General features: G+C 70.0%; 14 protein-coding genes. 11 read left to right on the forward strand and 3 right to left on the reverse strand.

The annotated features are described in order from the left end of the window. Positions 1-2 precede the first annotated feature (2 nt). The 3 genes from rpsI to ACPYN4_RS00280 are packed head-to-tail and all read left to right on the forward strand — an operon-like array spanning position 3 to position 3,388. Positions 3-488, forward strand: coding sequence for a 30S ribosomal protein S9 (gene rpsI / locus ACPYN4_RS00270; RefSeq protein WP_239279915.1), 486 nt, complete (start codon positions 3-5; stop codon positions 486-488). A gap of 6 nt (positions 489-494) precedes the next feature. Further along, positions 495-1,838, forward strand: a complete 1,344-nt coding sequence (glmM, locus tag ACPYN4_RS00275; protein WP_424445332.1) for a phosphoglucosamine mutase — start codon at positions 495-497, stop codon at positions 1,836-1,838. 56 nt (positions 1,839-1,894) lie between these two features. Next, a complete protein-coding gene (locus ACPYN4_RS00280; RefSeq protein ID WP_239279911.1) occupies positions 1,895-3,388 on the forward strand; it encodes a helix-turn-helix transcriptional regulator in 1,494 nt (497 codons plus the stop codon). A gap of 375 nt (positions 3,389-3,763) precedes the next feature. Here ACPYN4_RS00280 and ACPYN4_RS00285 read toward each other — a convergent pair whose 3' ends face one another. Beyond that, the gene (locus ACPYN4_RS00285) at positions 3,764-4,705 is read right to left on the reverse strand and encodes a Ppx/GppA phosphatase family protein (RefSeq protein ID WP_239279909.1); all 942 of its coding nucleotides are present in this window, start codon (positions 4,703-4,705) and stop codon (positions 3,764-3,766) included. A gap of 34 nt (positions 4,706-4,739) precedes the next feature. Here ACPYN4_RS00285 and coaA point away from each other — a divergent pair, with 34 nt between their 5' ends. Continuing rightward, positions 4,740-5,699: a type I pantothenate kinase gene (gene coaA / locus ACPYN4_RS00290; protein WP_239279907.1), complete on the forward strand. Its 960-nt coding sequence runs from the start codon at positions 4,740-4,742 to the stop codon at positions 5,697-5,699. Between the two features lie 93 nt (positions 5,700-5,792). Here the strand turns inward: coaA and lhgO are convergent, their stop codons facing one another. Continuing rightward, complete coding sequence (gene lhgO / locus ACPYN4_RS00295; protein WP_287269154.1) at positions 5,793-7,007, reverse strand: L-2-hydroxyglutarate oxidase; 1,215 nt, start codon at positions 7,005-7,007, stop codon at positions 5,793-5,795. Beyond that, complete coding sequence (locus ACPYN4_RS00300) at positions 7,004-7,606, reverse strand: acyltransferase (RefSeq protein ID WP_287269157.1); 603 nt, start codon at positions 7,604-7,606, stop codon at positions 7,004-7,006. The genes lhgO and ACPYN4_RS00300 overlap by 4 nt, the downstream gene beginning before the upstream one ends. 214 nt (positions 7,607-7,820) lie before the next feature. Between ACPYN4_RS00300 and ACPYN4_RS00305 the strand changes: the two genes are divergently transcribed. Genes ACPYN4_RS00305 through ACPYN4_RS00335 form a run of 7 tightly spaced genes read left to right on the forward strand, consistent with a single transcriptional unit; the run spans position 7,821 to position 20,785 of the window. Further along, entirely contained in the window at positions 7,821-13,469 is a 5,649-nt protein-coding gene (locus ACPYN4_RS00305) for a DUF4082 domain-containing protein (RefSeq protein WP_287269159.1), read from the forward strand. A gap of 41 nt (positions 13,470-13,510) precedes the next feature. Beyond that, entirely contained in the window at positions 13,511-14,590 is a 1,080-nt protein-coding gene (locus ACPYN4_RS00310) for a Gfo/Idh/MocA family protein (protein WP_239279900.1), read from the forward strand. Continuing rightward, positions 14,587-15,585, forward strand: a complete 999-nt coding sequence (locus ACPYN4_RS00315) for an NAD-dependent epimerase/dehydratase family protein (RefSeq protein ID WP_281653665.1) — start codon at positions 14,587-14,589, stop codon at positions 15,583-15,585. The genes ACPYN4_RS00310 and ACPYN4_RS00315 overlap by 4 nt, the downstream gene beginning before the upstream one ends. Further along, complete coding sequence (locus tag ACPYN4_RS00320) at positions 15,582-16,730, forward strand: DegT/DnrJ/EryC1/StrS family aminotransferase (protein WP_239279898.1); 1,149 nt, start codon at positions 15,582-15,584, stop codon at positions 16,728-16,730. Before ACPYN4_RS00315 ends, ACPYN4_RS00320 begins: the two co-directional genes overlap by 4 nt. After that, positions 16,727-17,356: an acetyltransferase gene (locus ACPYN4_RS00325; RefSeq protein ID WP_239279897.1), complete on the forward strand. Its 630-nt coding sequence runs from the start codon at positions 16,727-16,729 to the stop codon at positions 17,354-17,356. Before ACPYN4_RS00320 ends, ACPYN4_RS00325 begins: the two co-directional genes overlap by 4 nt. Further along, the gene (locus tag ACPYN4_RS00330) at positions 17,349-18,488 is read left to right on the forward strand and encodes a DegT/DnrJ/EryC1/StrS family aminotransferase (protein ID WP_239279896.1); all 1,140 of its coding nucleotides are present in this window, start codon (positions 17,349-17,351) and stop codon (positions 18,486-18,488) included. Before ACPYN4_RS00325 ends, ACPYN4_RS00330 begins: the two co-directional genes overlap by 8 nt. Beyond that, entirely contained in the window at positions 18,485-20,785 is a 2,301-nt protein-coding gene (locus ACPYN4_RS00335) for a glycosyltransferase (protein WP_287269166.1), read from the forward strand. The genes ACPYN4_RS00330 and ACPYN4_RS00335 overlap by 4 nt, the downstream gene beginning before the upstream one ends. The last annotated feature ends 1 nt before the right edge of the window (position 20,786 follow it).

Raw genomic sequence — 20,786 nt, forward strand, 5'->3', positions numbered from 1 at the left:
TCATGGCTCAGATCGCTGACTCCATCGACCAGACCCCCGAGAGCTACACCACCGAGAGCGCTGCCGCCCCCGCCGCTGCCGCGCTCCGCCCGGTGCTGTCGGTTCCCGGTGCCGCCGTCGGCCGCCGCAAGCAGGCCATCGCCCGCGTGCGCCTGGTCCCCGGCTCCGGCACCATCACGGTGAACGGCCGCACGCTCGAGGACTACTTCCCGAACAAGCTGCACCAGCAGCTGATCAACGACCCGTTCACGGTGCTCGACCTCGCCGGCGCCTACGACGTCATCGCCCGCATCTCCGGCGGCGGCCCCTCGGGCCAGGCCGGTGCCCTGCGCCTGGGCATCGCGCGTGCGCTCAACGAGATCGACGCCGAGAACAACCGCCCGACCCTGAAGAAGGCCGGCTTCCTCTCGCGCGACGCTCGCGTCAAGGAGCGCAAGAAGGCCGGTCTCAAGAAGGCCCGCAAGGCTCCGCAGTACTCGAAGCGCTAAAGCTTCATGGCGCTGTTCGGAACGGACGGTGTGCGGGGCCTCGCGAACGGCCCCCTCACCGCTGATCTGGCGCTCACCCTGGCCCAGGCGACTGCCGTCGTCCTGGGCCAGGGGCGTATCGCCGAAGCGCGCAGGGCGGCCGGCAAGCGGCTCACCGCGGTCATCGGACGCGACCCCCGCATCTCGGGGCATTTCCTGTCCGCCGCGGTCGAGGCGGGGCTGGCCTCGTCCGGCGTCGATGTGCTCGATGCGGGCACGCTCCCGACGCCGGCCACGGCCTTCCTCATCGGCGACATCGACGCCGACTTCGGCGTCATGATCTCGGCGTCGCACAACCCGGCACCGGACAACGGCATCAAGATCTTCGCGCGCGGTGGAGTGAAGCTCCCCGACGTCGTCGAGCAGCGCATCGAAGAGGCCATGTCGGGCCCCAAGCTCCAGCCCACGGGCGGGGCCGTGGGTCGTGTCATCCGGTTCGCGGATGCCGAGGATCGCTACGTCATCCATCTGCTCGCCTCCCTGCCGCACCGCCTCGACGGCCTCCACGTCGTCGTCGACTGCGCGCACGGCGCGGCATCCGGCGTCTCGCCCGAGACGTTCCGGAACGCCGGGGCGAAGGTCACGGTCATCGGGGCCGACCCCGACGGCATCAACATCAACGAGGGCGTCGGCTCGACGCACCTGCGGGGTCTCGCGGCGGAAGTCGTGCGCGTGGGCGCCGACATCGGCATCGCGCACGATGGCGACGCCGACCGGTGTCTTGCGGTCGACGCCGACGGAAACGTGATCGACGGCGACCAGATCATGGCGATCCTCGCCGTCTCTATGAAGCAGCGCGGAGTGCTCCGCGAAGACACGCTCGTCGCGACCGTCATGAGCAACCTCGGTCTGCACCGTGCGATGGCAGAGCACGGCATCCGCGTCGAGACGACCGCCGTCGGCGACCGATACGTCCTCGAGCGCATGAACGAAGGCGGGTTCTCGCTCGGCGGTGAGCAGAGCGGCCACGTCATCATGAGCAGGTTCGCCACGACCGGCGACGGCGTGCTCACGGGGCTCCACCTGTGCGCCGAGATGGCGCGCACCGGCAAATCGCTTGCCGAGCTGGCATCTGTCATGACGGTCTTCCCGCAGGTGCTGGTCAACGTCCGCGGCGTCGAGCGCGCTCGCGCGGAGGACGCCGACGTGCAGGATGCCGTGGCACGCGCGAGCGCGGCGCTCGGCCTCGGTGGTCGCGTGCTGCTGCGACCGTCCGGCACGGAACCGATGATCCGCGTGATGGTCGAGGCGACGACGCAGGACGAGGCCGAGCGCATCGCCGGGGAACTCGCCGAGGTCGTCCGGGGTTGACTCCGCTCCCGCCCGACGCCGTGGTGCTCCGCTAGCCTGAAGGCGGGGGTAGGGAGATGCTCGGGGAGATAGAGGTCGTCTCGCTCGTGCGCGAGGCGATCACGCGGGGTGCGCACGAACGGGTCGCCGAGCTGGTCGACGCGTACCCGCTCGAGGTCTGGTTCGGCATGCGTCCGGACGAGTTCCAGCTTGTGGTGGCCGAGGCGTCGCGTTCTCGCGCGGGGCGTACGGGGGCGGTGGCGCTGTTCGCTCCGGTCTTCGTGGCATCCGGGATCGTGGCGGAGCCGCTGTCGCCGGAGGACTCGACGGGCCTCGAGCGAGATCTGCACGTCCTGGCTCAGGCGATCGCCACGCGGATGCACGGACACGCGCCGGAGGCGTGGGCGCGCGTTCGCGGCATCGGACTCGTCACCGATCCGGTCCCTCGCGGCGTCGATCCGACGCGCGGTCTGCGCGCATTCGCGCTCTTCCAAGCAGGCTTCACCGCGTCGCTCGCCGGAGACCTCGGTGAGGCGATGGATCTCTACGCGAAAGCGGAACTGTGCCCCGTGCCGAAGTCACTGGACTTTCTGGGCCGACACGCCCTTGTACGCCACGCGCTCATCCACGCGCTCTGCGGAGATCGCAGTGTCGCGGAGAGGCTCGAGCGCGGGCTGCGCGCGGACGGACGCACCGACAGCTGGGTCGAGCAGGAGATCGACGCGGAGACCGTTCTGCTGCGCTCGCTGCTGCGGCCCGCGGACGAAGCCGAACAGGCATTCGACGCGATCGCCGCCGTCGACGCGACGGCGGTCGGCGAGATGTGGCCGTTCTACCTGCTGGGTGTCTTCCGGCTGGCCTTCATCGCGGGCGACCACCGTCGCATGCTGGGGGTGATCGACTGGTTCGATCGCGCGAACCTTGTCGGAAGCGGCGGTCCGGGCCTTCCCGGGAGCGTCCTGCGTTCTGCTCGGGCCGTCGAAGCTCTCCTCGACGGGGATGCGCGGCGGGCTCGGCGGGCGTTGCGAGGGGCGGACAAGGACCTGTGGGACACGGGCCTGCTCGTCGCCGCGCTGAGCCTTGTCAGCGGCCGCACCGCGCGCGCCGTCCGACAGCTCGAGGAGCTGGCCTCCGGAACCGCACGACTGCGTCAGGCGGAGAACCTGCGGGTGATCTGTCTCGCCATGGCGGCGCGCGCCGACGGTGACGAGGAGCTCGCCCTCGCACGGCTTCGTGGCCTGGCCCCGCATCTCGATCCCTACGCGACCGCGGCTCTGGCCCTGCTCGCGCCCGAGCTGACCGAGGCGGCGTCGACGCGTCTGGAAGGCTGGCCTCGGCCCGCCGCAACGGACAGCGGGCTGAAGGGGCTGCGGGTGCGACCCACGCTGACCGATCGCGAGTTCGACATGCTGAAGGCCCTCGCCCGGGGGATGACGCGCGAGCAGACCGCCGAGGCGCTGTTCGTCACCGTCAACACCGTGAAGACGCATCAGCGCTCGCTCTACCGCAAGCTGAATGCGAACGACCGCGCGACAGCGCTCGTGGAGGCGCAGCGGCTCGGCCTTTTATGAGACGGTGTTCATTTTCCGGGTGAATCAGGGGGTGAGTTCCTCGCGCCTCCAGGGCAACCCGGAAGGGGCCCACAAGCGACACAGTAGATTCGACTCATCAGCAGCCGAGCGCGGCCTTCCGCGCGGGCTGCGGTCACACGAGAAGCGCACGTCGCGGTCGGGCCCCCGACGCGTCGAGACGCATCGGGGGCCCCTCTGCCAGAGGGCCGGCAAGCGTGTCCGCAGGCCGCATTGATGAGGGATTGGGGCCCTCGCCGTGGGAAGCCGCTGAGCGCGAGCCGTTTGCTGGGGGGTATGCGGCACGCTACTGGGGGATACGGATGCCGGGGTGGGCGGGGCGCCGCCGCCCACCCCGGCATCGCGCACGATTCCGTGTCAGGTCGGCTCCGACCAGCTGAGCGATTCGATGTACCGCAGCAGCACGCCTTCACGCAGCGCCCACGGGCTCACCTCGAGCTCGTCGACGTGGAGCATCGTCATCGCGGTGTGCAGCACGACTCCGGCTGCGACGATCTGGAACGTTCGATCCGGCGTGATCCCGGGAAGCTCCTGGCGTGCGGCCGCGGGGATCCGCGCGAGGCGCGGGATCCACGACCCGAGCGACCCGCGCGGGAGCAGCATGCGTTCGCTGTCCGACCAGCCGGGGGCCGGATAGCCGGCGAGCTTCGCGAGCGAGCGGATCGCCTTCGACGACCCGACGACGTGATTCGGTCGGGGCTGAGCCATCATCATCTCCGCGACCGGTTCGAGCGTGGCGCGGGCGTGCTCGCGCAAACGCTCCACGGCCTCTTCGCCCGGCGGATCGGTCGGCAGGAACTCGATCGTCGTCCGGCCCGCCCCGAGCGGTACGGATGCAGCGACGTCGGGGAGTTCATCCGCTCCCGCGGCGAGTTCGAGCGAGCCGCCGCCGATGTCGAACAGCAGGATCTGCCCCGCCGCCCACCCGAACCAGCGACGGACCGCGAGGAAGGTGAAGCGTGCCTCCGATTCGCCGCCGAGCACCTGCAGGTCCTGACCCAGCGCCGCCTCGATGCGTGCGATCACCTCGGGGCCGTTCGTCGCCTCGCGCACGGCACTCGTTGCCGTCGCGAGGAGTTCGACGACGTTCTCGGCCCTCGCCGTCTCGCGCGCCTGCGCCACGGCATCCACGAGCGCTCGCACGCCGACCTCGCTGATCGAGCCGTCGGGCTCGACGTACCGCATGAGGCGCAGGATCGTCCGCTGACTGGTCGCCGCCTGCGGCCTGCCGCCGGGGTGGACGTCGGCGACGAGCAGGTGGACGGTGTTCGATCCGATGTCGAGGACTCCCAGACGCATGGGAATCAGGCTAGCGGCGGATAGAGTGGGCGCGATGTCCACCGAGGAGCACACGAACGAGCCGGCCACCGACGTCGCCTCGCTGTACCGCGAGGTCGACCGCGCCGAGTGGGCCGCCCTCGCCTCGGGCATCCGGAATCCGCTGAGCGAGACCGAGGTCGTCCAGCTTCGCGGAATCGGGGACCGGCTCGACCTCACCGAGGTGCGCGAGGTCTACCTGCCCCTCAGCCGGCTGCTGTCGACGTACGCGGAGAACACGAAGCGTCTCGGCGCGGAGACGGCCGCCTTCCTGCGTGAGCCCGACACGACGACCCCGTTCGTCGTGGGTGTGGCCGGTTCTGTCGCGGTCGGCAAATCCACGATCGCACGCCTGCTGCGCGAGCTCATGAGCCGTTGGCCCGGCACGCCGCGCGTCGAGCTCGTCACGACCGACGGGTTCCTGTACCCGAACGCCGAGCTCGAGCGCCGCGGCATCATGAGCCGCAAGGGGTTCCCCGAGTCGTACGACCGGCGCGCGCTCGTGCGTTTCCTGACGGACGTGAAGTCCGGGGCGGCCGAGGCGCGGGCCCCGTTCTACTCGCATGTGCGCTACGACATCGTGCCCGACGCGTACGTCACGGTCCGCCGCCCCGACGTCGTGATCGTCGAAGGTCTCAACGTGCTGTCGCCGCCTCCGACGCCCAACGACGTCGCGGTGAGCGACCTGTTCGACTTCTCGATCTTCGTGGACGCCGACGCCGACGACATCGCCGTGTGGTACGTGGACCGGTTCCTGGCGCTGCGCGAGGGCGCGTTCTCGAACCCGAGCTCGTTCTTCAACGTGTTCGCCGAGCTCTCCGACGCGGAGGCGGTCGAGACCGCGCTCGGCTACTGGAACGACATCAACCTGCCGAACCTCCGCGAGAACGTCGAACCCACCAAGCACCGCGCGACGCTCGTGCTCGGCAAGGCCGCCGACCACACCGTGAGATCCGTCCTCCTGCGGAAGCTCTGACGCCGCGGCCGCGATCGCCGGTTGGTGCGCGTATGTGGCATCCGTTCCCGCGTGTCGTGGCGAACGAACGGGGCCAGCATCCGCGGGCAGGCGTCAGCGCCGCGCGTCGAGGGTCTCGACGAGATGCTCGGCGATCGCGAGCGAGGACGTCGCGCCGGGGGACGGGGCGTTGCGCACCAGGGTGGCGGAGCTCGTCTCGTCGATCGCGAAGTCGTCGAGCAGGCGCCCGGAGGCATCCATCGCCTGCGCGCGGATGCCACGGACGAGCCGCGTCGCGCGGGCGCCCTCGAGGGCAGGCACGTAGCGCTGCGCCTCCTGCAGGAAGAAACGCTGCGAGAGCACCGTCCGGGCTTCGCGCACCGCGCTGGCCGCGTTCGCGGCGGAGAAGCGCCAGAACGCGCCGTCGGTCAGTGTCGCCGCAAGATCCCGGGGCGAGAGGCCCAACCCGCGGTATCCCTCGCGTGACAGCGACAAGAAGGCATTGGGCCCCACGGTCATCTCGCCGTCGTGGCGCTTCGTGAGGTGCACGCCGAGGAAGGGGTACCTCGGATCTGGCACGGGGTACACGAGCCCCTGCAGGATGTCGCGGTACGCGGACTCGAGCAGGAAGTACTGGCCGAAGAACGGCACGATGCTGGGATGCCGGTCGCCGCCGGAGCGGCGCGCGACGCGGTCCGACTGGAGCCCCGCGCACACGAAGACGTGATCGGCGCTCATCGGACCGGCATCCGTGTGGACCGTCGCCCGCCCGGAGCCCCGCTCGACACCCGCCACCTCGCGGCCGAACTCGACGCGTCCGCCCGCAGCCGTGATGTCGTCGACGAGCGCGCGGGTCACGGCGGCGTAGTCGGTGATCGCCGTCGTGGGGGACACGAGCGCCGCCTGCCCGACGGCGTGCGGCTCGATGTCGCGGATGCCGGCCGCATCCGTCAGACGGACGCCCGGCACTCCGTTGGCCTGCGCACGCTCGTGGATGTGCTCCAGCCGTGCCTCCTCCGCATCGTCGAGGGCGACGACGAGCTTGCCGCACTCGACGTAGGGGAGCGACTTCTCGGCGCAGAAGTCCTTCAGCAGCGACACGCCGCGGCGGCACAGCCGGGCCTTGAGGCCGCCGGGCTCGTAGTAGAGGCCGGCGTGGACGACGCCCGAGTTGTGGCCCGTCTGGTGCGCGGCCGCACGGTTCTCCTTCTCGAGAACCGTGACACTGCTCGACGGGAACCGCCGGGTCAGCTCTCGGCCGACGGCGGCGCCGAGGATCCCGGCACCCACCACGACGAACGACTGCGTCGACGTGCCGCCGGCGCTCATGCGACGAGGCTCAGCGTCTCGCCGTCCTGGGCATAGTGCTCCCCGGTGTCGGGGCAGACCCAGCGGTCGCCGTCCGCGGCGAGCGGATGCCCCGTGCGCCCGACCCAACCGATGCGGCGGGCCGGCACGCCCACCACCAGCGCGTGGGCGGGGACGTCCTTCGTGACCACCGCGCCGGCGGCGACGAGCGCCCACTCGCCGACGCTCACCGGAGCGACGCACACCGCGCGGGCACCGATGGACGCGCCGCGCCCCACGGTCACGGCCACGGCGTGCCAGTCGTCGCTGCCCTTCGGCGAGCCGTCGGGGTTCGCCGCTCGCGGGTACTCGTCGTTCGTGAGCACCGCGGCAGGTCCGATGAAGACGCCGTCGCCGAGCACTGCGGGCTCGTACACCAGCGCGTAGTTCTGCACCTTGCAGGCATCCCCCAGAACCACGCCGGGCCCGATGTAGGCGCCGCGGCCGATGTTGCAGTCGGCGCCGAGTCGCGCATCCTCACGGACCTGGGCGAGATGCCAGACATGGGTGCGTGCGCCGAGCGTCGCGCGCTCGTCGACATCAGCGGACGGTTGGACGATCGGGGCGTCGGGCGTGGACATGGCTTCCTTCCTCATGCGGCAGCGCCGCGGGCGTCGTGTTCCGGTCAGTATTGTGCCAGGCCGCCGATCGTCGCTACACTTCGGATCGGGGAACCCGGATATGTCCGTGCCGCTTGGGGTGCACGGACAGATCGGCGAGTGATCGTCGATCGGTGTCACGGGCGATTGAGCCTGACCGGCCGATGAGGCGGTCAGGTGACTGGGGAATGAGAATATGGGGACTTCTCAGCGCGGCGTCTACGTCGGCGAGGCGCGATGGCGGAGGGCTGCGGCGATGCTCGGCGCCGCCGCCGTGCTCGTCGCGACGCTCGTGGTCACGTCACAGCCTGACCAGGCGACGGCGGCGAGCCCGTGCGGCGCCGGCGTCAACGCCATCGCGTGCGAGAACCGTCAGCCGGGCACTGATCCGTCGGTGTGGGACATCGACGGCGCCGGCGACCCGTCGATCCAGGGGTTCGCGACCGACATCTCGGTCAACGCGGGCAATCGCATCGATTTCAAGATCGACACCCCGGCCTCGAACTACACGATCGACATCTACCGCACGGGCTGGTACCAGGGACTCGGCGCCCGTCACATCGCCTCCGTCACGCCGTCGGCAACGCTGCCTCAGCGCCAGCCGGAGTGCATCACAGATGTGACCACGGAGCTCTACGACTGCGGTACGTGGGGGGTGTCGGCGTCGTGGAACGTCCCCACCACGGCCGTCTCGGGCGTGTACATCGCTTCGCTCAAGCGAACCGACACCGGTGGCCAGAGCCACATCATCTTCATCGTCCGCAACGACGGCAATCGCTCGGATGTGGTCTTCCAAACCTCCGACACGAGCTGGCAGGCGTACAACACGTACGGCGGTGCGAGCTTCTACCAGGGTGCGGCCAACGGTCGCGGCTACAAGCTCAGCTACAACCGGCCGTTCGCCACACGCAACTGGGTGCAGGGGCGGGACTTCTACTTCAGCTCCGAGTACGCGACCGTGCGCTTCATGGAGCGCAACGGCTACGACGTCTCCTACGTGTCCGGTATCGACTCCGCTCGCTATGGCGGCGAACTGCTCAACCACAAGGTGTTCATGTCGGTCGGGCACGACGAGTATTGGTCGGGAGCGCAGCGCGCGAACGTCGAGGCAGCGCGCGACGCAGGCGTGAACCTGCAGTTCCTGAGCGGGAACGAGGCCTACTGGCGCGTGCGGTGGGAACCCTCGGCGGATTCATCCCACACCGACTACCGGACCCTCGTGTCGTACAAGGAGACCTGGGGCAATGCCGCCAACAAGGGCGGCGGGAAGATCGACCCGTCGCCGGAGTGGACCGGCACATGGCGCGATCCGCGATTCGCTGACAGTTCGACCGGCGGTCACCTGCCCGAGAACGCTCTCACCGGCACGATGTACATGGCGAACAACTCCGACCTCCCGGTGACCGTCTCCGCGGACGAGGGCAAGACGCGGCTGTGGCGCAACACCTCGCTCGCGTCCATGGCCGCGGGCACCACGACCGCGCTGGCCCCGCACACCGTCGGTTACGAGTCCAATGAGGACATCGACAACGGGTTCCGGCCCGCAGGGCTGATCCGGCTGTCGACGACGGTCGGGGCGACGCCGGAGTATCTGACTGACTACGGCAATGTGGTCGTGGCGGGTACGACGACGCATCACCTGACGCTGTACCGCGCCTCGAGCGGCGCACTCGTCTTCTCGGCGGGGAGCGTTCAGTGGGGCTGGGGGCTCGACGCCGAACACGACGGTGACGGTGCCGCCGCGGACAGCCGCATGCAGCAGGCGCAGGTGAACCTGTTCGCCGACATGGGGGCGCAGCCGACCACCCTGATGTCGACGCTGAAGGCGGCGACTGCGAGCTCCGACCGGACCGATCCGACCGTGAGCTTCACATCGCCGGCAGCGGGGGCGTCACTGGCATCCGACTCCGACATCACCGTCACCGGCACCGCCGCCGATGTCGGGGGCGTCGTCGCGGGTGTCGAGGTCTCGCTCGACGGAGGGCAGAGCTGGCATCCGGCCACGGGGACCACTCAGTGGTCCTACTCGGGTGTGCTCCGCGGCTCCGGTGCGGCGAGCATCCGGGCCCGCGCGATCGACGACAGCGCGAACTTCGATCGGGCCGGAACCTCGCTCGCGGTCACCGCTGCCGGTCCCTACACCTTCTTCGGGTCGGCCGTTCCGGCGACCGCTTCGGCCGATGACAGCGACCCGGTCGAGCTCGGGCTGCGCTTCACGCCGGAATCCGACGGCTTCGTCACGGGTGTCCGGTTCTTCAAGGGCAGCGCGAACACGGGGACCCACGTCGGCTCGCTCTGGGGCCCCGACGGCACGCGGATGGGAACCGTCACCTTCACCGATGAGACGGCCACCGGATGGCAGACGGCGACGTTCGCCTTGCCGATCACGGTGACGGCAGGACAGACCTACACGGTCTCCTACACGGCGCCGAAGGGCGGCTATGCCATGCAGGCGCGCTACTGGCCCTACGCCGCGACGCCGGCGACGCCGCTCTCCGTCGGCACCGGCCTCGGAGCGGACGCGCCCGGCGTGTTCGGGGCGGCCGGCGCCCGCCCGACCGGAGTGTGGTTCGACTCCAACTACTTCGTCGACGTCGTGTTTTCGAGCTCGGACACCTCGCCGTTACGGGTGCTGTCGCGTACCCCCGCCGCCGATGCAGGCAGTGTGGACCCGACCGCAACCATCGCGCTCACTCTCAGCCGTGCGGCCGATCCCGCGACGGTCGGCCTCACCGTCGCCGACAGTTCCGGCAGGGCTGCGGCCGGCAACGTGACCTATGACGCCGCGTCCCGCTCGATCCGCTTCAGCCCGAGCGCGCCGCTCGCGCCGCAGACGAAGTACACGGCGACCCCCTCCGCAAAGGATGCCTCGGGCCGCGCCCTCGAGAGTGGGGCGGCATGGTCGTTCACGACGCGGGGAGCGGATCTGCCCGAGGGCACGTGTCCGTGCAGTCTGTTCCCGGAGAGCACGGTGCCCGCGATCGCATCGACGGCCGATCCAGATGCCGTCACGCTCGGCGTGAAGGTCACGGTCGGCGCGTCGGGCACCGTCTCCGGCCTGCGCTACTACAAGGGGCGGGCGAACACCGGAACGCACGTCGGCATCCTCTGGAGTGCGACCGGCTCCGAACTGGCGCGTGCCACCTTCACCGATGACACCGCGGAAGGCTGGCAGGTCGCCACCTTCAGCAGCCCCGTCGCGGTCGCTGCCGGCACCACGGTCGTGGCGTCGTACACCGCTCCCGCCGGTGGATACGCCGTGACCACCGGTCGGTTCGCGTCGCCATACGCTCGCGGCCCCCTGTCCGTCCCTGCCAACGGAGCGGCGTACACGTACTCGGGCGGGTTCCCGACATCGCCCTCGAGCACCGACTACGGGGTGGACCTCGTCTTCCAGACCGGGCCGGCGGCTCCGACCGCCGTGTCCCTGTCGCCGGCCGCCGGAGCCACCGGCGTCGCCACCGACGCCCCGGTGTCGGTGAGCTTCTCGACACCCGTGAAGCCGATCGACGGGGCCACCGTCACGAGCGCGGGAACGGCAGTCGCAGGATCCTGGTCGCTGGATGCCACGGCGACGACGGCGACTTTCTCGCCGGCGGGCGCTCTGCCCGCCGGCGCTCAGATCGCGGTCTCGCTCACGGGCATCCGCTCCACCGAGGGCGTCGCGGGAACGGATGTGTCGTGGTCCTTTGAGACTCGGGCGAACGAAGCCGTCACGCGGTTCTTCTCCGGCGCCGTTCCTCCGCAGGTGGATGCCGATGCATCGCCGGTCGAGCTGGGGCTCGCCTTCCAGACCTCGACCGCCGGCGAGGTGCGCGCGATCCGCTTCTACAAGGCGACCGGCAACGGCGGTGTGCACACGGGCAGCCTCTGGGGACCGAGCGGTCAGCGGCTCGCGACGGTCACCTTCGCGAACGAGACGGCGACCGGCTGGCAGAGCGCGACTCTCGACAGCCCGGTCACGATCACGCCCGGCGCTGTCTACACCGTGTCGTACTTCGCTCCGCAGGGGCATCCGTCCTATGCGAGTGGCGCACTGGCGGGCTCCGTTACAAGCGGTCCCCTCTCGACAGTCGCCGGCAGCAACGGCCGCTATCGCTATGGCAACGGCGGAGTCGTGCCGACGCAGTCGTGGCAGTCGTCGAACTACTTCGTCGACGTGGAGTTCGTCGCCAGCACCAACGCGGTGCACGTGACGGGCACGTCGCCCGAGCGCGGCGCGGGCGCGGTCGCCACGACCGTGACGCAGGTGACGGCGACGCTCGTCGGGGCGACGGCTTCCTCGGCCCCGACCCTCACCGTGACGGGGTCGAGTGGTTCGGTTGCGGGGACGTCATCGTTCGCTCCGTCATCCGGTCTGCTGTCCTTCACTCCGAGCGCGGCGCTGCCCGCCGAGACTTCCTTCACCGCGACCGTCCGCCTCGGATCGTCGACGCTGGACACCTGGCAGTTCACGACCGCGCCGGCGGTGCAGACGCTGTTCGGGGATGAGACACCGAATGTGGCCGCGACCACCGACACCGATCCCGTCGAGGTCGGCACCGCGTTCACCGTTTCGCAGCCGGGCTCGGTCACGGCGCTGCGGTTCTACAAGGGTTCGACCAACACGGGCAGCCATCGCGGGTCGCTGTGGAGCGCCGACGGGACCTTGCTTGCGCAGGTGGCCTTCACGGGTGAGACCGCGTCGGGGTGGCAGCGCGCTGAACTCGCGACACCGGTGATGCTCGTGCCCGGTCAGCGCTACGTGGTGTCGTACTTCTCGAGCACGGGGCGATACGCCTACACGACCGCGTACTTCAACACGGAGCGGACGTCGGCCTTCATCAGCGCACCGGCCGGCGCGAACGGTCTCTATGCGTACGGCCCGAACGGTGGGTTCCCGACGGGATCATTCCGGTCGACGGCGTACTTCGTGGATGCGGAGATCCGCTTCACGGCGACAGGGGGCGGGACTGCGGCGCCGAGCGCGACGCCGACGCCTACGCCCACTGCGACGCCGACGCCGACTGCGACGCCTACGCCGACTGCGACGCCGACGCCGACGCCGACTGCGACGCCGACGCCGACTGCGACGCCGACGCCGACCCCGCCCGCCGTCAGTTCGGCGGCCCCGGCTGGAGGGGCCACGGACGTCGCTCCGACCGCGACGGTCGCAGCGACCTTCGATCGCGACGCGAGCAGCCCGCAGATCGCCGTCACCCGCGGTTCGACGGCGATCGCCGGTGCCACCGCGTACGATGCGTCGACCCGGACGGCCACCTTCACTCCGACCGCGCCCCTCGAGTGGGCGACGGACTACGCGGTGCGCGACACGAGCGGTGGCGCGGCGGTCACGGGCGGTCAGTGGAGCTTCCGCACTGCGGATGCCCCTCCGGTACTCACCGCCCAGACGATCTTCGGAGACGCAACCCCGCAGAATCCCTGGTGGAACGATCCGGACTCCGTTCAGGTCGCGACACGCTTCAGCGTGAGCACCGCCGGATCGGCGACCGGCATCCGCTTCTACAAGGGCGATGCGAACACGGGTGTGCACACGGGGTATCTGTGGAAGGCCGACGGCACTCTTCTCTCTCAGATCCAGTTCTCGGGAGAGACGGCGTCGGGGTGGCAGCAGATGTCCTTCACGACGCCCGTCCATCTCGAGCCCGGGGTCGAATACCGAGTCGGACTGCACAGCACCACGGGGCGCTACGCCGTCGATCTCGGAGCGCTGGCGCAGCCGACGACGTCGGGGGTGTTCAGCACACCGGCCAACGGGTCCGCGTACACCTATTCGACAGGCTTCCCGGACAGCACGAGTACACACAACTACTGGGTCGACGTCACGTTCACGCCGAACCCGTAGCGACGAGACGAACGGCATCTGTGCACTGGGGAGGAAGCACAATGGCAGAGAAGATGAAGGCAGTGGTCGTGGGGGCCGGGTACTGGGGGCCCAACCTCGCGCGCAACTTCCGCGCGAGCGCTGATTGGGACCTCGCGGGCATCTGCGATCTCGACGAGGATCGCGCCCAGGCCGTGGCGAACGGCGTCGGCGGCGTACCGGTGTGGACTCGGCTCGACGACGTCCTCGCGGACCCCGACGTGGATGCCATCGCGATCGCGACACCCGCGCGGACCCATCATCCGATCACCCTTGCGGCGCTGGATGCCGGCAAGCACGTCATGGTCGAGAAGCCCCTGGCCGACACCATCGCGCGCGGGGAGGAGATGGTGACGCGTGCCGAAGAGTGCGGTCTCGTCCTGATGGCCGATCACACCTACTGCTACACTCCCGCGGTCCTCAAGATCCGCGAGATCATCGCCGACGGGGGCCTCGGCGACATCCTCTTCGTCGACAGCACGCGCATCAACCTCGGGCTCATCCAGCCCGACGTCGACGTGTTCTGGGACCTCGCCCCGCACGACCTGTCGATCATGGACTTCGTGCTTCCCGGCGGGCTCGACACGTCGTCGGTGTCCGCGCACGGCTCCGACCCGCTGCGCACCGGCAAGGCCTGCGTCGGCTACCTCGCGATGCCGTTGCAGGGCGGCGCGATGGCGCACGTCAACGTCAACTGGCTGAGCCCGACCAAGATCCGGCAGATGGTCATCGGCGGCACGAAGCGCACGCTCGTCTGGGACGACCTCAATCCGCAGCAGCGCATCAGCGTCTACGACCGCGGTGTCGACATCGACGCCGTGTCCAAGGAGACGACTCTGGACCGTCGCGCCGCGAACATCTCGTACCGTCTCGGCGACACCTGGTCGCCCGCGCTCGAGGAGCGTGAGGCCCTCGGCGGTGTCGTGGCGGAGTTCGCCGCGGCCATCCGCGAGTCGCGCCCCGCACGCACGAGCGGTGACGCGGGCATGCGGGTGCTGTCCGTCCTCGACGCGGCGCAGCGCAGCCTCGCGGCGGGGGGAGCCCCCGCCCCGATGAATCTCGACATCCCACCCCACACGTCTCGCAGAACGGCAGCAGCATGACCCAGCTCGAAGGAACCCGTGTTCTCGTCACCGGCGGCGCCGGGACGATCGGCTCCACCCTCGTCGACCAACTCCTCGACGCCGGGGCCGCCCAGGTGAACGTCCTCGACAACCTCGTCCGGGGCCGGCGGGCGAACCTCGACGCCGCGCTGGCCACCGGCCGCGTCGAACTCATCGACGGCGACATCCGCGACGCCAAGCTCGTCGACGACCTCACCGCCGACGCCGATATCGTCTTCCATCAGGCGGCGATCCGCATCACGCAGTGCGCCGAGGAGCCGCGTCTGGCGCTCGAGGTCCTCGTCGACGGGACGTTCAACGTCGTCGAGTCCGCGGCGCGGCACAAGGTCCGAAAGCTCATCGCGGCTTCCAGCGCGTCCGTCTACGGCATGGCTGAGACGTTCCCGACGGACGAGCGTCATCACCACGAGAACAACGACACGATCTACGGCGCCTCGAAGACCTTCAACGAGGGCCTGGTCCGCAGCTTCCGTGCCATGCAGGGACTGGACTACGTCCTGCTGCGCTATTTCAACGTCTACGGCCCGCGCATGGACGTGCACGGACTGTACACCGAGGTGCTCGTGCGCTGGATGGAGCGCATCGCCGACGGTCGCCCGCCGCTGATCTTCGGCGACGGAAACCAGACGATGGACTTCGTCTGCGTGCCCGACATCGCACGTGCCAACGTCCTTGCCGCGGGAAGCGACGTCGTGGAGGGCACGTATAACGTCGCGAGCGGCACCGAGACGAGCCTTCTCGAGCTCGCGCAGGCGCTCCTGCGCGTGATGGATGCCGAGGAACTCGGTGTCGAGCACGGCCCCGAGCGCGCGGTCAACGGTGTGGTCAGGCGCCTCGCCGACACGAGCGCCGCTCGTGACGACCTCGGGTTCGAGGCGGAGATCGGCCTTGACGACGGTCTGCGGCAGCTCGTCGAGTGGTGGCGTCCGCTCCGCGAGGAGATCGCCGCCGGCCGAAGCCTGGTGACGACATGACCGACCGCATCAACGTGATGATCCCCTGGCTGGGCCAGGAGGAGGCGGACGCCGTCGCCGAGGCGATCGCGTCCGGTTGGGTCGCGCAGGGCCCGCGCGTCGCCCGCTTCGAGGAGGAGTTCGCCGAGGCGATGCAGGCGTCGTACGCGGTCGCGACGAGCAGCTGCACGACCGCCCTGCATCTTGCCCTCATCGTTGCCGGGATCGGACCCGGCGACGAGGTGATCGTGCCGTCCTTCTCGTTCATCGCGACGACGAATGCCGTCGCCTACGTGGGCGCCACTCCCGTGTTCGTCGACGTCGACCTCGAGACGGGCAACATGACGGCCGCAGGCTTCCAGAACGCCCTGACGTCCGCGACCCGCGCCGTCATGGTCGTCGACCAGGGCGGGGTGCCGGTGGACCTCGACCCCATCCGCGAGGTCGCCGACCCGCTCGGCATCGTGGTGATCGAGGATGCCGCGTGCGGCGCCGGTTCGACCTACCGGGGTCGCCCCGTCGGCGCGGGGGCGGACATCGCGGCCTGGTCGTTCCACCCGCGCAAGCTCCTCACGACGGGGGAGGGCGGGATGATCACGACGTCGCGCGCCGACTGGGCGGCGCGCGCGCGTCGTCTTCGCGAGCACGCCATGACCGTGTCGGCCGCGGATCGCCACCTGAGCGTGCTGCCGCCCGCAGAGGAGTACTCCGAGATCGGGTTCAACTTCCGCATGACGGACCTGCAGGCCGCGGTGGGGCTCGTGCAGCTGCGCAAGCTCCCTGCCATCGTCGCCCGACGTCGCGAGATCGCCACGCGCTACCGCGCCGGCATCCGCGGTGTCGACGGGCTTCGCACCGTCGGCGACCCCGACTACGGGACCGGCAACGTGCAGTCCTTCTGGGTGGAGGTGCAGGACGGCTATCCGACGGATCGTGACGGGCTGCTCGTCGCGCTCGCCGAAGCGGACATCTCGGCGCGTCGGGGCATCATGTCCACGCACCGTCAGCCGCCCTATCGTGACTTGGCCGCATCCGGTTCCCTCCCGATCACGGAGCACCTCACGGACAACACGCTGATCCTGCCCGTCTACCACACGCTCTCGAACGCGGATCAAGACAGGGTGATCGCGGTCCTGCGAGATCCGCTGAAAGAGGCCATCGGATGACCGCCGGGCTGCTCCTTGTGGGGGCGAGTGGCCTGGCTCGTGAAGTCCTCGCGGCGGGGATCACCGGTGTCGTCGGCATCATCGACGACGACGTGGAGCGCCACGGGAGCGAGATCGCCGGTGTGCCCGTGCTGGGCGGTACCGCCCTCGCGGCGACGAGCGAGGATCAACTGCTCCTGTGCATCGGCCCGAGCGCGGTGCGCCGCGAAGTCGCACGTCGGCTCATGCGTGCAGGTGTCGACGATGACCGTTTCGAGACGTTCGTCGCGCGTACCGCGCGGATCGGTCGGACGTGTGATGTCGGGCCCGGTTCGATCGTCCTCGACGGGGTCGTCGTCACCGCTGATGCGCGCCTCGGGCAGCACGTCGTGGTGATGCCGAACTGTACGATCACGCACGACGACGAACTCGGCGACTTCGCGACTCTCGCGGCCGGTGTCGCCTTGGGCGGTAGCGTGCACGTCGGCAAGCGTGCCTACGTGGGGATGAACGCCTCGGTTCGCCAGGGTGTGATGATCGGGACCGATGCCACCATCGGCATGGGTGCGGTCGTGTTGCACGACGTGCCCGAGGGAGAGACGTGGGCCGGTGTTCCGGCGAGACGATTGGGGAGAGCAGATGACTGAGCAGACGATCACACAGCAGGCGGTTCCGTTCCTCGACCTTGCCGCACAGCAAGCGGAAGTGATGGACGACGTGCTCCCTGTGTGGCAGCGCCAGCTCACGGACGCGGCTTTCATCGGCGGCGCGGAGGTCGCCGCGTTCGAGCGCGAATACGCCGACTACATCGGCACCGGTCACGTCGTCGGCGTCTCGAACGGCACGGATGCCCTCGAGCTGGCGTTCCGCGCCGTCGGCGTCGCTTCCGGCGATGAGGTCATCATGCCGGCCAACACGTTCATCGCGACGGCTGAGGCCGTCTCGCGCATCGGCGCTGTCCCGGTGTTCGTGGATGTCGACGACGCGCACCTGCTCATCGACCCGGATGCGATCGACGCCGCGGTGACGACCCGCACGCGTGCCATCGTCCCCGTGCACCTCTTCGGGCAGACGGCTCCCATGGCCGAGGTCGCGGCGATCGCCGACCGCCATGGTCTCGCCGTCGTGGAGGACGCGGCCCAGGCGCAGGGCGCTTCCGGTCCCGCGGGACGCGCGGGCGCCCTCGGGCGCGTCGCGGCGACGAGTTTCTACCCCGGCAAGAACCTCGGCGCAGCCGGCGATGCCGGGGCCGTCATGACCGATGACGAGGGGCTCGCGGACGTCGTCCGGAACCTCGCCGCGCACGGCAGCTCCGTCAAGTACGTGCATGACCGCATCGGCATGAACGCCCGTCTGGATGCTGTCCAGGCGACGGTGCTGCGTGCGAAGCTGCGGCGGCTCGAGGGGTGGAACACCTCGCGCCGGGCGGCGGCGGCCCGCTACGCGGGCCTCCTCGGCGACATCGCGGGGGTGCGTCTGCCGGAGGTGCGCGAGGGCAACACCGACGTCTGGCATCTCTACGTCGTCCGCGTCGCGGAGCGGGACCGCGTGCTCGCAGAACTCGGCGCAGCGGGGGTGGGCGCGGGCATCCACTACCCGACCGTCGTTCCGCTCACCGAGGCATACGCCGGGCTGGGGCACCGCCCGGGCGAGTTCCCCGTCGCCGAAGCGGCCGCGGCATCGATCCTCTCGCTTCCGATGTTCCCGCACCTCACCGAAGCGCAGCAGGCGCGGGTGGCAGAGATGCTTCGACGCAGCCTCGACGGCGACGGGTCATGATCGGCAGCGGGGAAGGCGGCCGCGTGCGGGTGCTCGTCGCCCCGCACAACTTCGAGCTCGGCGGCAGCCAGCTCAACGCGCTCGAGCTCGTCGAGAAGATGTCGACCGATCCCCGGTTCGAGTTCGTGTTGTATGCGCCGGACGGCATCCTCGTCGGGCGTGCCCGCAAGCTCGGCATCGAGATACACCTCACCCGGTTGCGTGACCAGGGGGCATCCGTGCGTCGGATGCGGGAACTGTCGCGGATCGTGCGCGACCGTCGAATCGACCTCGTGCACGCCTACGAGTGGATGCCGACGGTGGATGCCGCGTTCGCGGTCGCGTGGCGACGGGGGGTCCCCGTGCTCTCCACAGTCCTGTCGATGGACTATCCGTACCTTCTGCCCGCGTCCGTTCCGCTCGTCCTCGGAACGAGGTCGCTCGTCGCGCGTGCGCTCGGTGAGGGCCGCGAGGCGTACCTCCTGGAGCCGCCGGTGGACACCGAGCTGTTCCGTTCCGACGCATTGGCGGATGATGTCGTGCTCGAGGCTCGACGCGAGTGCGGCGCGGGTCCCGATGACGACCTCGTCGTGGTCGTCGGGCGTCTCGTGCAGCTGCTGAAGCTCGAGGGCCTGCTCACCCTCATCGAAGCGGTCGGGCGCCTGGCGCGCACGCGTCCCGTGCGTCTCGCCGTCGTCGGCGACGGACCCGAGCGCGCCACCGTCGAAGCGGCGGTTCGCCGGGCGAATGCCGAGGCCGGGACTGCGGCGGTGCGATTGCTCGGTGCCCGCTACGACCCGCTGCCGTACTACCTCGCAGCCGACATCGCGGTGGGCATGGGCGGTTCGGCCCTCCGCGCGATGGCCGTCGAACGGCCGCTTCTGGTCCAGGGAGAAGCCGGATTCTGGGATGTGGTCGACGCGGAGAGCATCCCCGTCTTCCTCGAACAGGGCTGGTACGGCGTCGGCGATGGGCGCGACGCCACGGACAGATGCGCCCACGAGCTCGCGCACCTGCTCGATCTCAGCGTCGCGCAGCGGGCCGAACTCGCCCGTGCGGGCCGCCGTCTCGTCGTCGAGGAATACAGCCTCGACGTCGCCGCGCGACGCCTCGCCGACCTCTATCTGGGCACCCTCGCGGCGCCGCCGCGCCTGCGCGAGCGTGTCTTCGGGCCCCTGCGACTGGGGCTCGAGCTGGTCAAGTCCTCACTGTCGGTGCGGATCCCGGCGCTCCGACGGTGGTCACGTCGACTGCGCGGACGGCCGGTGGCGCCGTCGGCCCCGCGGACGGAGGACGCAGCACGCGCCGTCTCGGTGGTGATCCCGTGCCACAACTATGTGGACTACCTCGATCAAGCCATCCGTTCCGCACTCGAGCAGGACGGTGTCTGCGTCGATGTCACGATCATCGACGACGGGTCCACCGATGGGAGCGTCGACATCGCGCGCAGGTGGGCCGAGCGGGGTGACCGGGTGCGGCTCGTCGCCCACGAGCGAAATCGGGGGCACATCGCCACCTTCAACGAAGCGCTCGACGCCGCCACCGCGCCATACGTCATGAAGCTCGATGCCGACGACGTGCTCACTCCCGGTTCGCTGCGCCGCGCGGTGGACGTATTGGAGGCGTGCCCGACGGTCGCGTTCGTCTACGGGCAGGTTCAGCATGTGCGTGGGCCGCTGCCGCAGGTGCCCGATGTCGCGACCCCCTCGTGGCGTCTCGTGTCCGGCGAGAGCTGGATCCGCACCGTGGCGCGCCATCGCGGGAGGAACCCCATCTCCCAGCCGGAGATCGTCATCCGCCGATCGCTCCTCGAGCGGGCAGGCGGACATCGGGCCGAGGTGCCCGGCACGAGCGACCTCCACCTGTGGCTGCGCCTCGCATCGCTCGGCGACGTCGCCTGGATCCGCAACGCGGTGCAGGGCCTGTACCGGGTGCACGGTGCGAGTATGCGCGCCACGATCCACTCGGGGCTGCTCCACGACGTCCGGGCGCGCCGCGATGCGTTCGAGCTCTTCCTCGCCGAACGGGGCGGCCCGCTTGCGGATGATCCCGCCTTCGCGCGGTCGGTGCGGCACGGGCTCGCGAGGGATGCGCTCACGAACGCGTTCCTCGACGTCGAGGCAGGGCATGACCCTCAGCCGCTGTTGGACGAGGCGGTCTCGCTGGACCCGTCCGTCCGCCGCACGATCGCGTGGTGGATGATGTCGCGCCAGCGAGGTCGGGGAGCCTCCGCCGCTCTGACGACCCGTCTCGGGCGCTTCGCCCGACAGATGTCGGCTCGGTGGCGCTGGCACCGCCAGAGACTGTTCGGGCAGTAGG

Origin of the sequence: Microbacterium sp. CH-015 (assembly GCF_049707015.1) — a bacterium.
Lineage (GTDB): Bacteria > Actinomycetota > Actinomycetes > Actinomycetales > Microbacteriaceae > Microbacterium > Microbacterium aurum.

What these genes read in the sequence shown, in the direction of transcription:
- ACPYN4_RS00335 (WP_287269166.1), top strand. Translation starts at nt 18,485, where the DNA reads ATGATCGGCAGCGGGGAAGGCGGCCGCGTGCGGGTGCTCGTCGCCCCG.
- coaA (WP_239279907.1), top strand. Translation starts at nt 4,740, where the DNA reads ATGTCCACCGAGGAGCACACGAACGAGCCGGCCACCGACGTCGCCTCG.
- rpsI (WP_239279915.1), top strand. Translation starts at nt 3, where the DNA reads ATGGCTCAGATCGCTGACTCCATCGACCAGACCCCCGAGAGCTACACC.
- ACPYN4_RS00305 (WP_287269159.1), top strand. Translation starts at nt 7,821, where the DNA reads ATGGGGACTTCTCAGCGCGGCGTCTACGTCGGCGAGGCGCGATGGCGG.
- lhgO (WP_287269154.1), bottom strand. Translation starts at nt 7,007, where the DNA reads ATGAGCGCCGGCGGCACGTCGACGCAGTCGTTCGTCGTGGTGGGTGCC.
- ACPYN4_RS00280 (WP_239279911.1), top strand. Translation starts at nt 1,895, where the DNA reads ATGCTCGGGGAGATAGAGGTCGTCTCGCTCGTGCGCGAGGCGATCACG.
- ACPYN4_RS00285 (WP_239279909.1), bottom strand. Translation starts at nt 4,705, where the DNA reads ATGCGTCTGGGAGTCCTCGACATCGGATCGAACACCGTCCACCTGCTC.
- ACPYN4_RS00300 (WP_287269157.1), bottom strand. Translation starts at nt 7,606, where the DNA reads ATGTCCACGCCCGACGCCCCGATCGTCCAACCGTCCGCTGATGTCGAC.
- ACPYN4_RS00330 (WP_239279896.1), top strand. Translation starts at nt 17,349, where the DNA reads ATGACTGAGCAGACGATCACACAGCAGGCGGTTCCGTTCCTCGACCTT.
- ACPYN4_RS00310 (WP_239279900.1), top strand. Translation starts at nt 13,511, where the DNA reads ATGGCAGAGAAGATGAAGGCAGTGGTCGTGGGGGCCGGGTACTGGGGG.
- ACPYN4_RS00320 (WP_239279898.1), top strand. Translation starts at nt 15,582, where the DNA reads ATGACCGACCGCATCAACGTGATGATCCCCTGGCTGGGCCAGGAGGAG.
- glmM (WP_424445332.1), top strand. Translation starts at nt 495, where the DNA reads ATGGCGCTGTTCGGAACGGACGGTGTGCGGGGCCTCGCGAACGGCCCC.
- ACPYN4_RS00325 (WP_239279897.1), top strand. Translation starts at nt 16,727, where the DNA reads ATGACCGCCGGGCTGCTCCTTGTGGGGGCGAGTGGCCTGGCTCGTGAA.
- ACPYN4_RS00315 (WP_281653665.1), top strand. Translation starts at nt 14,587, where the DNA reads ATGACCCAGCTCGAAGGAACCCGTGTTCTCGTCACCGGCGGCGCCGGG.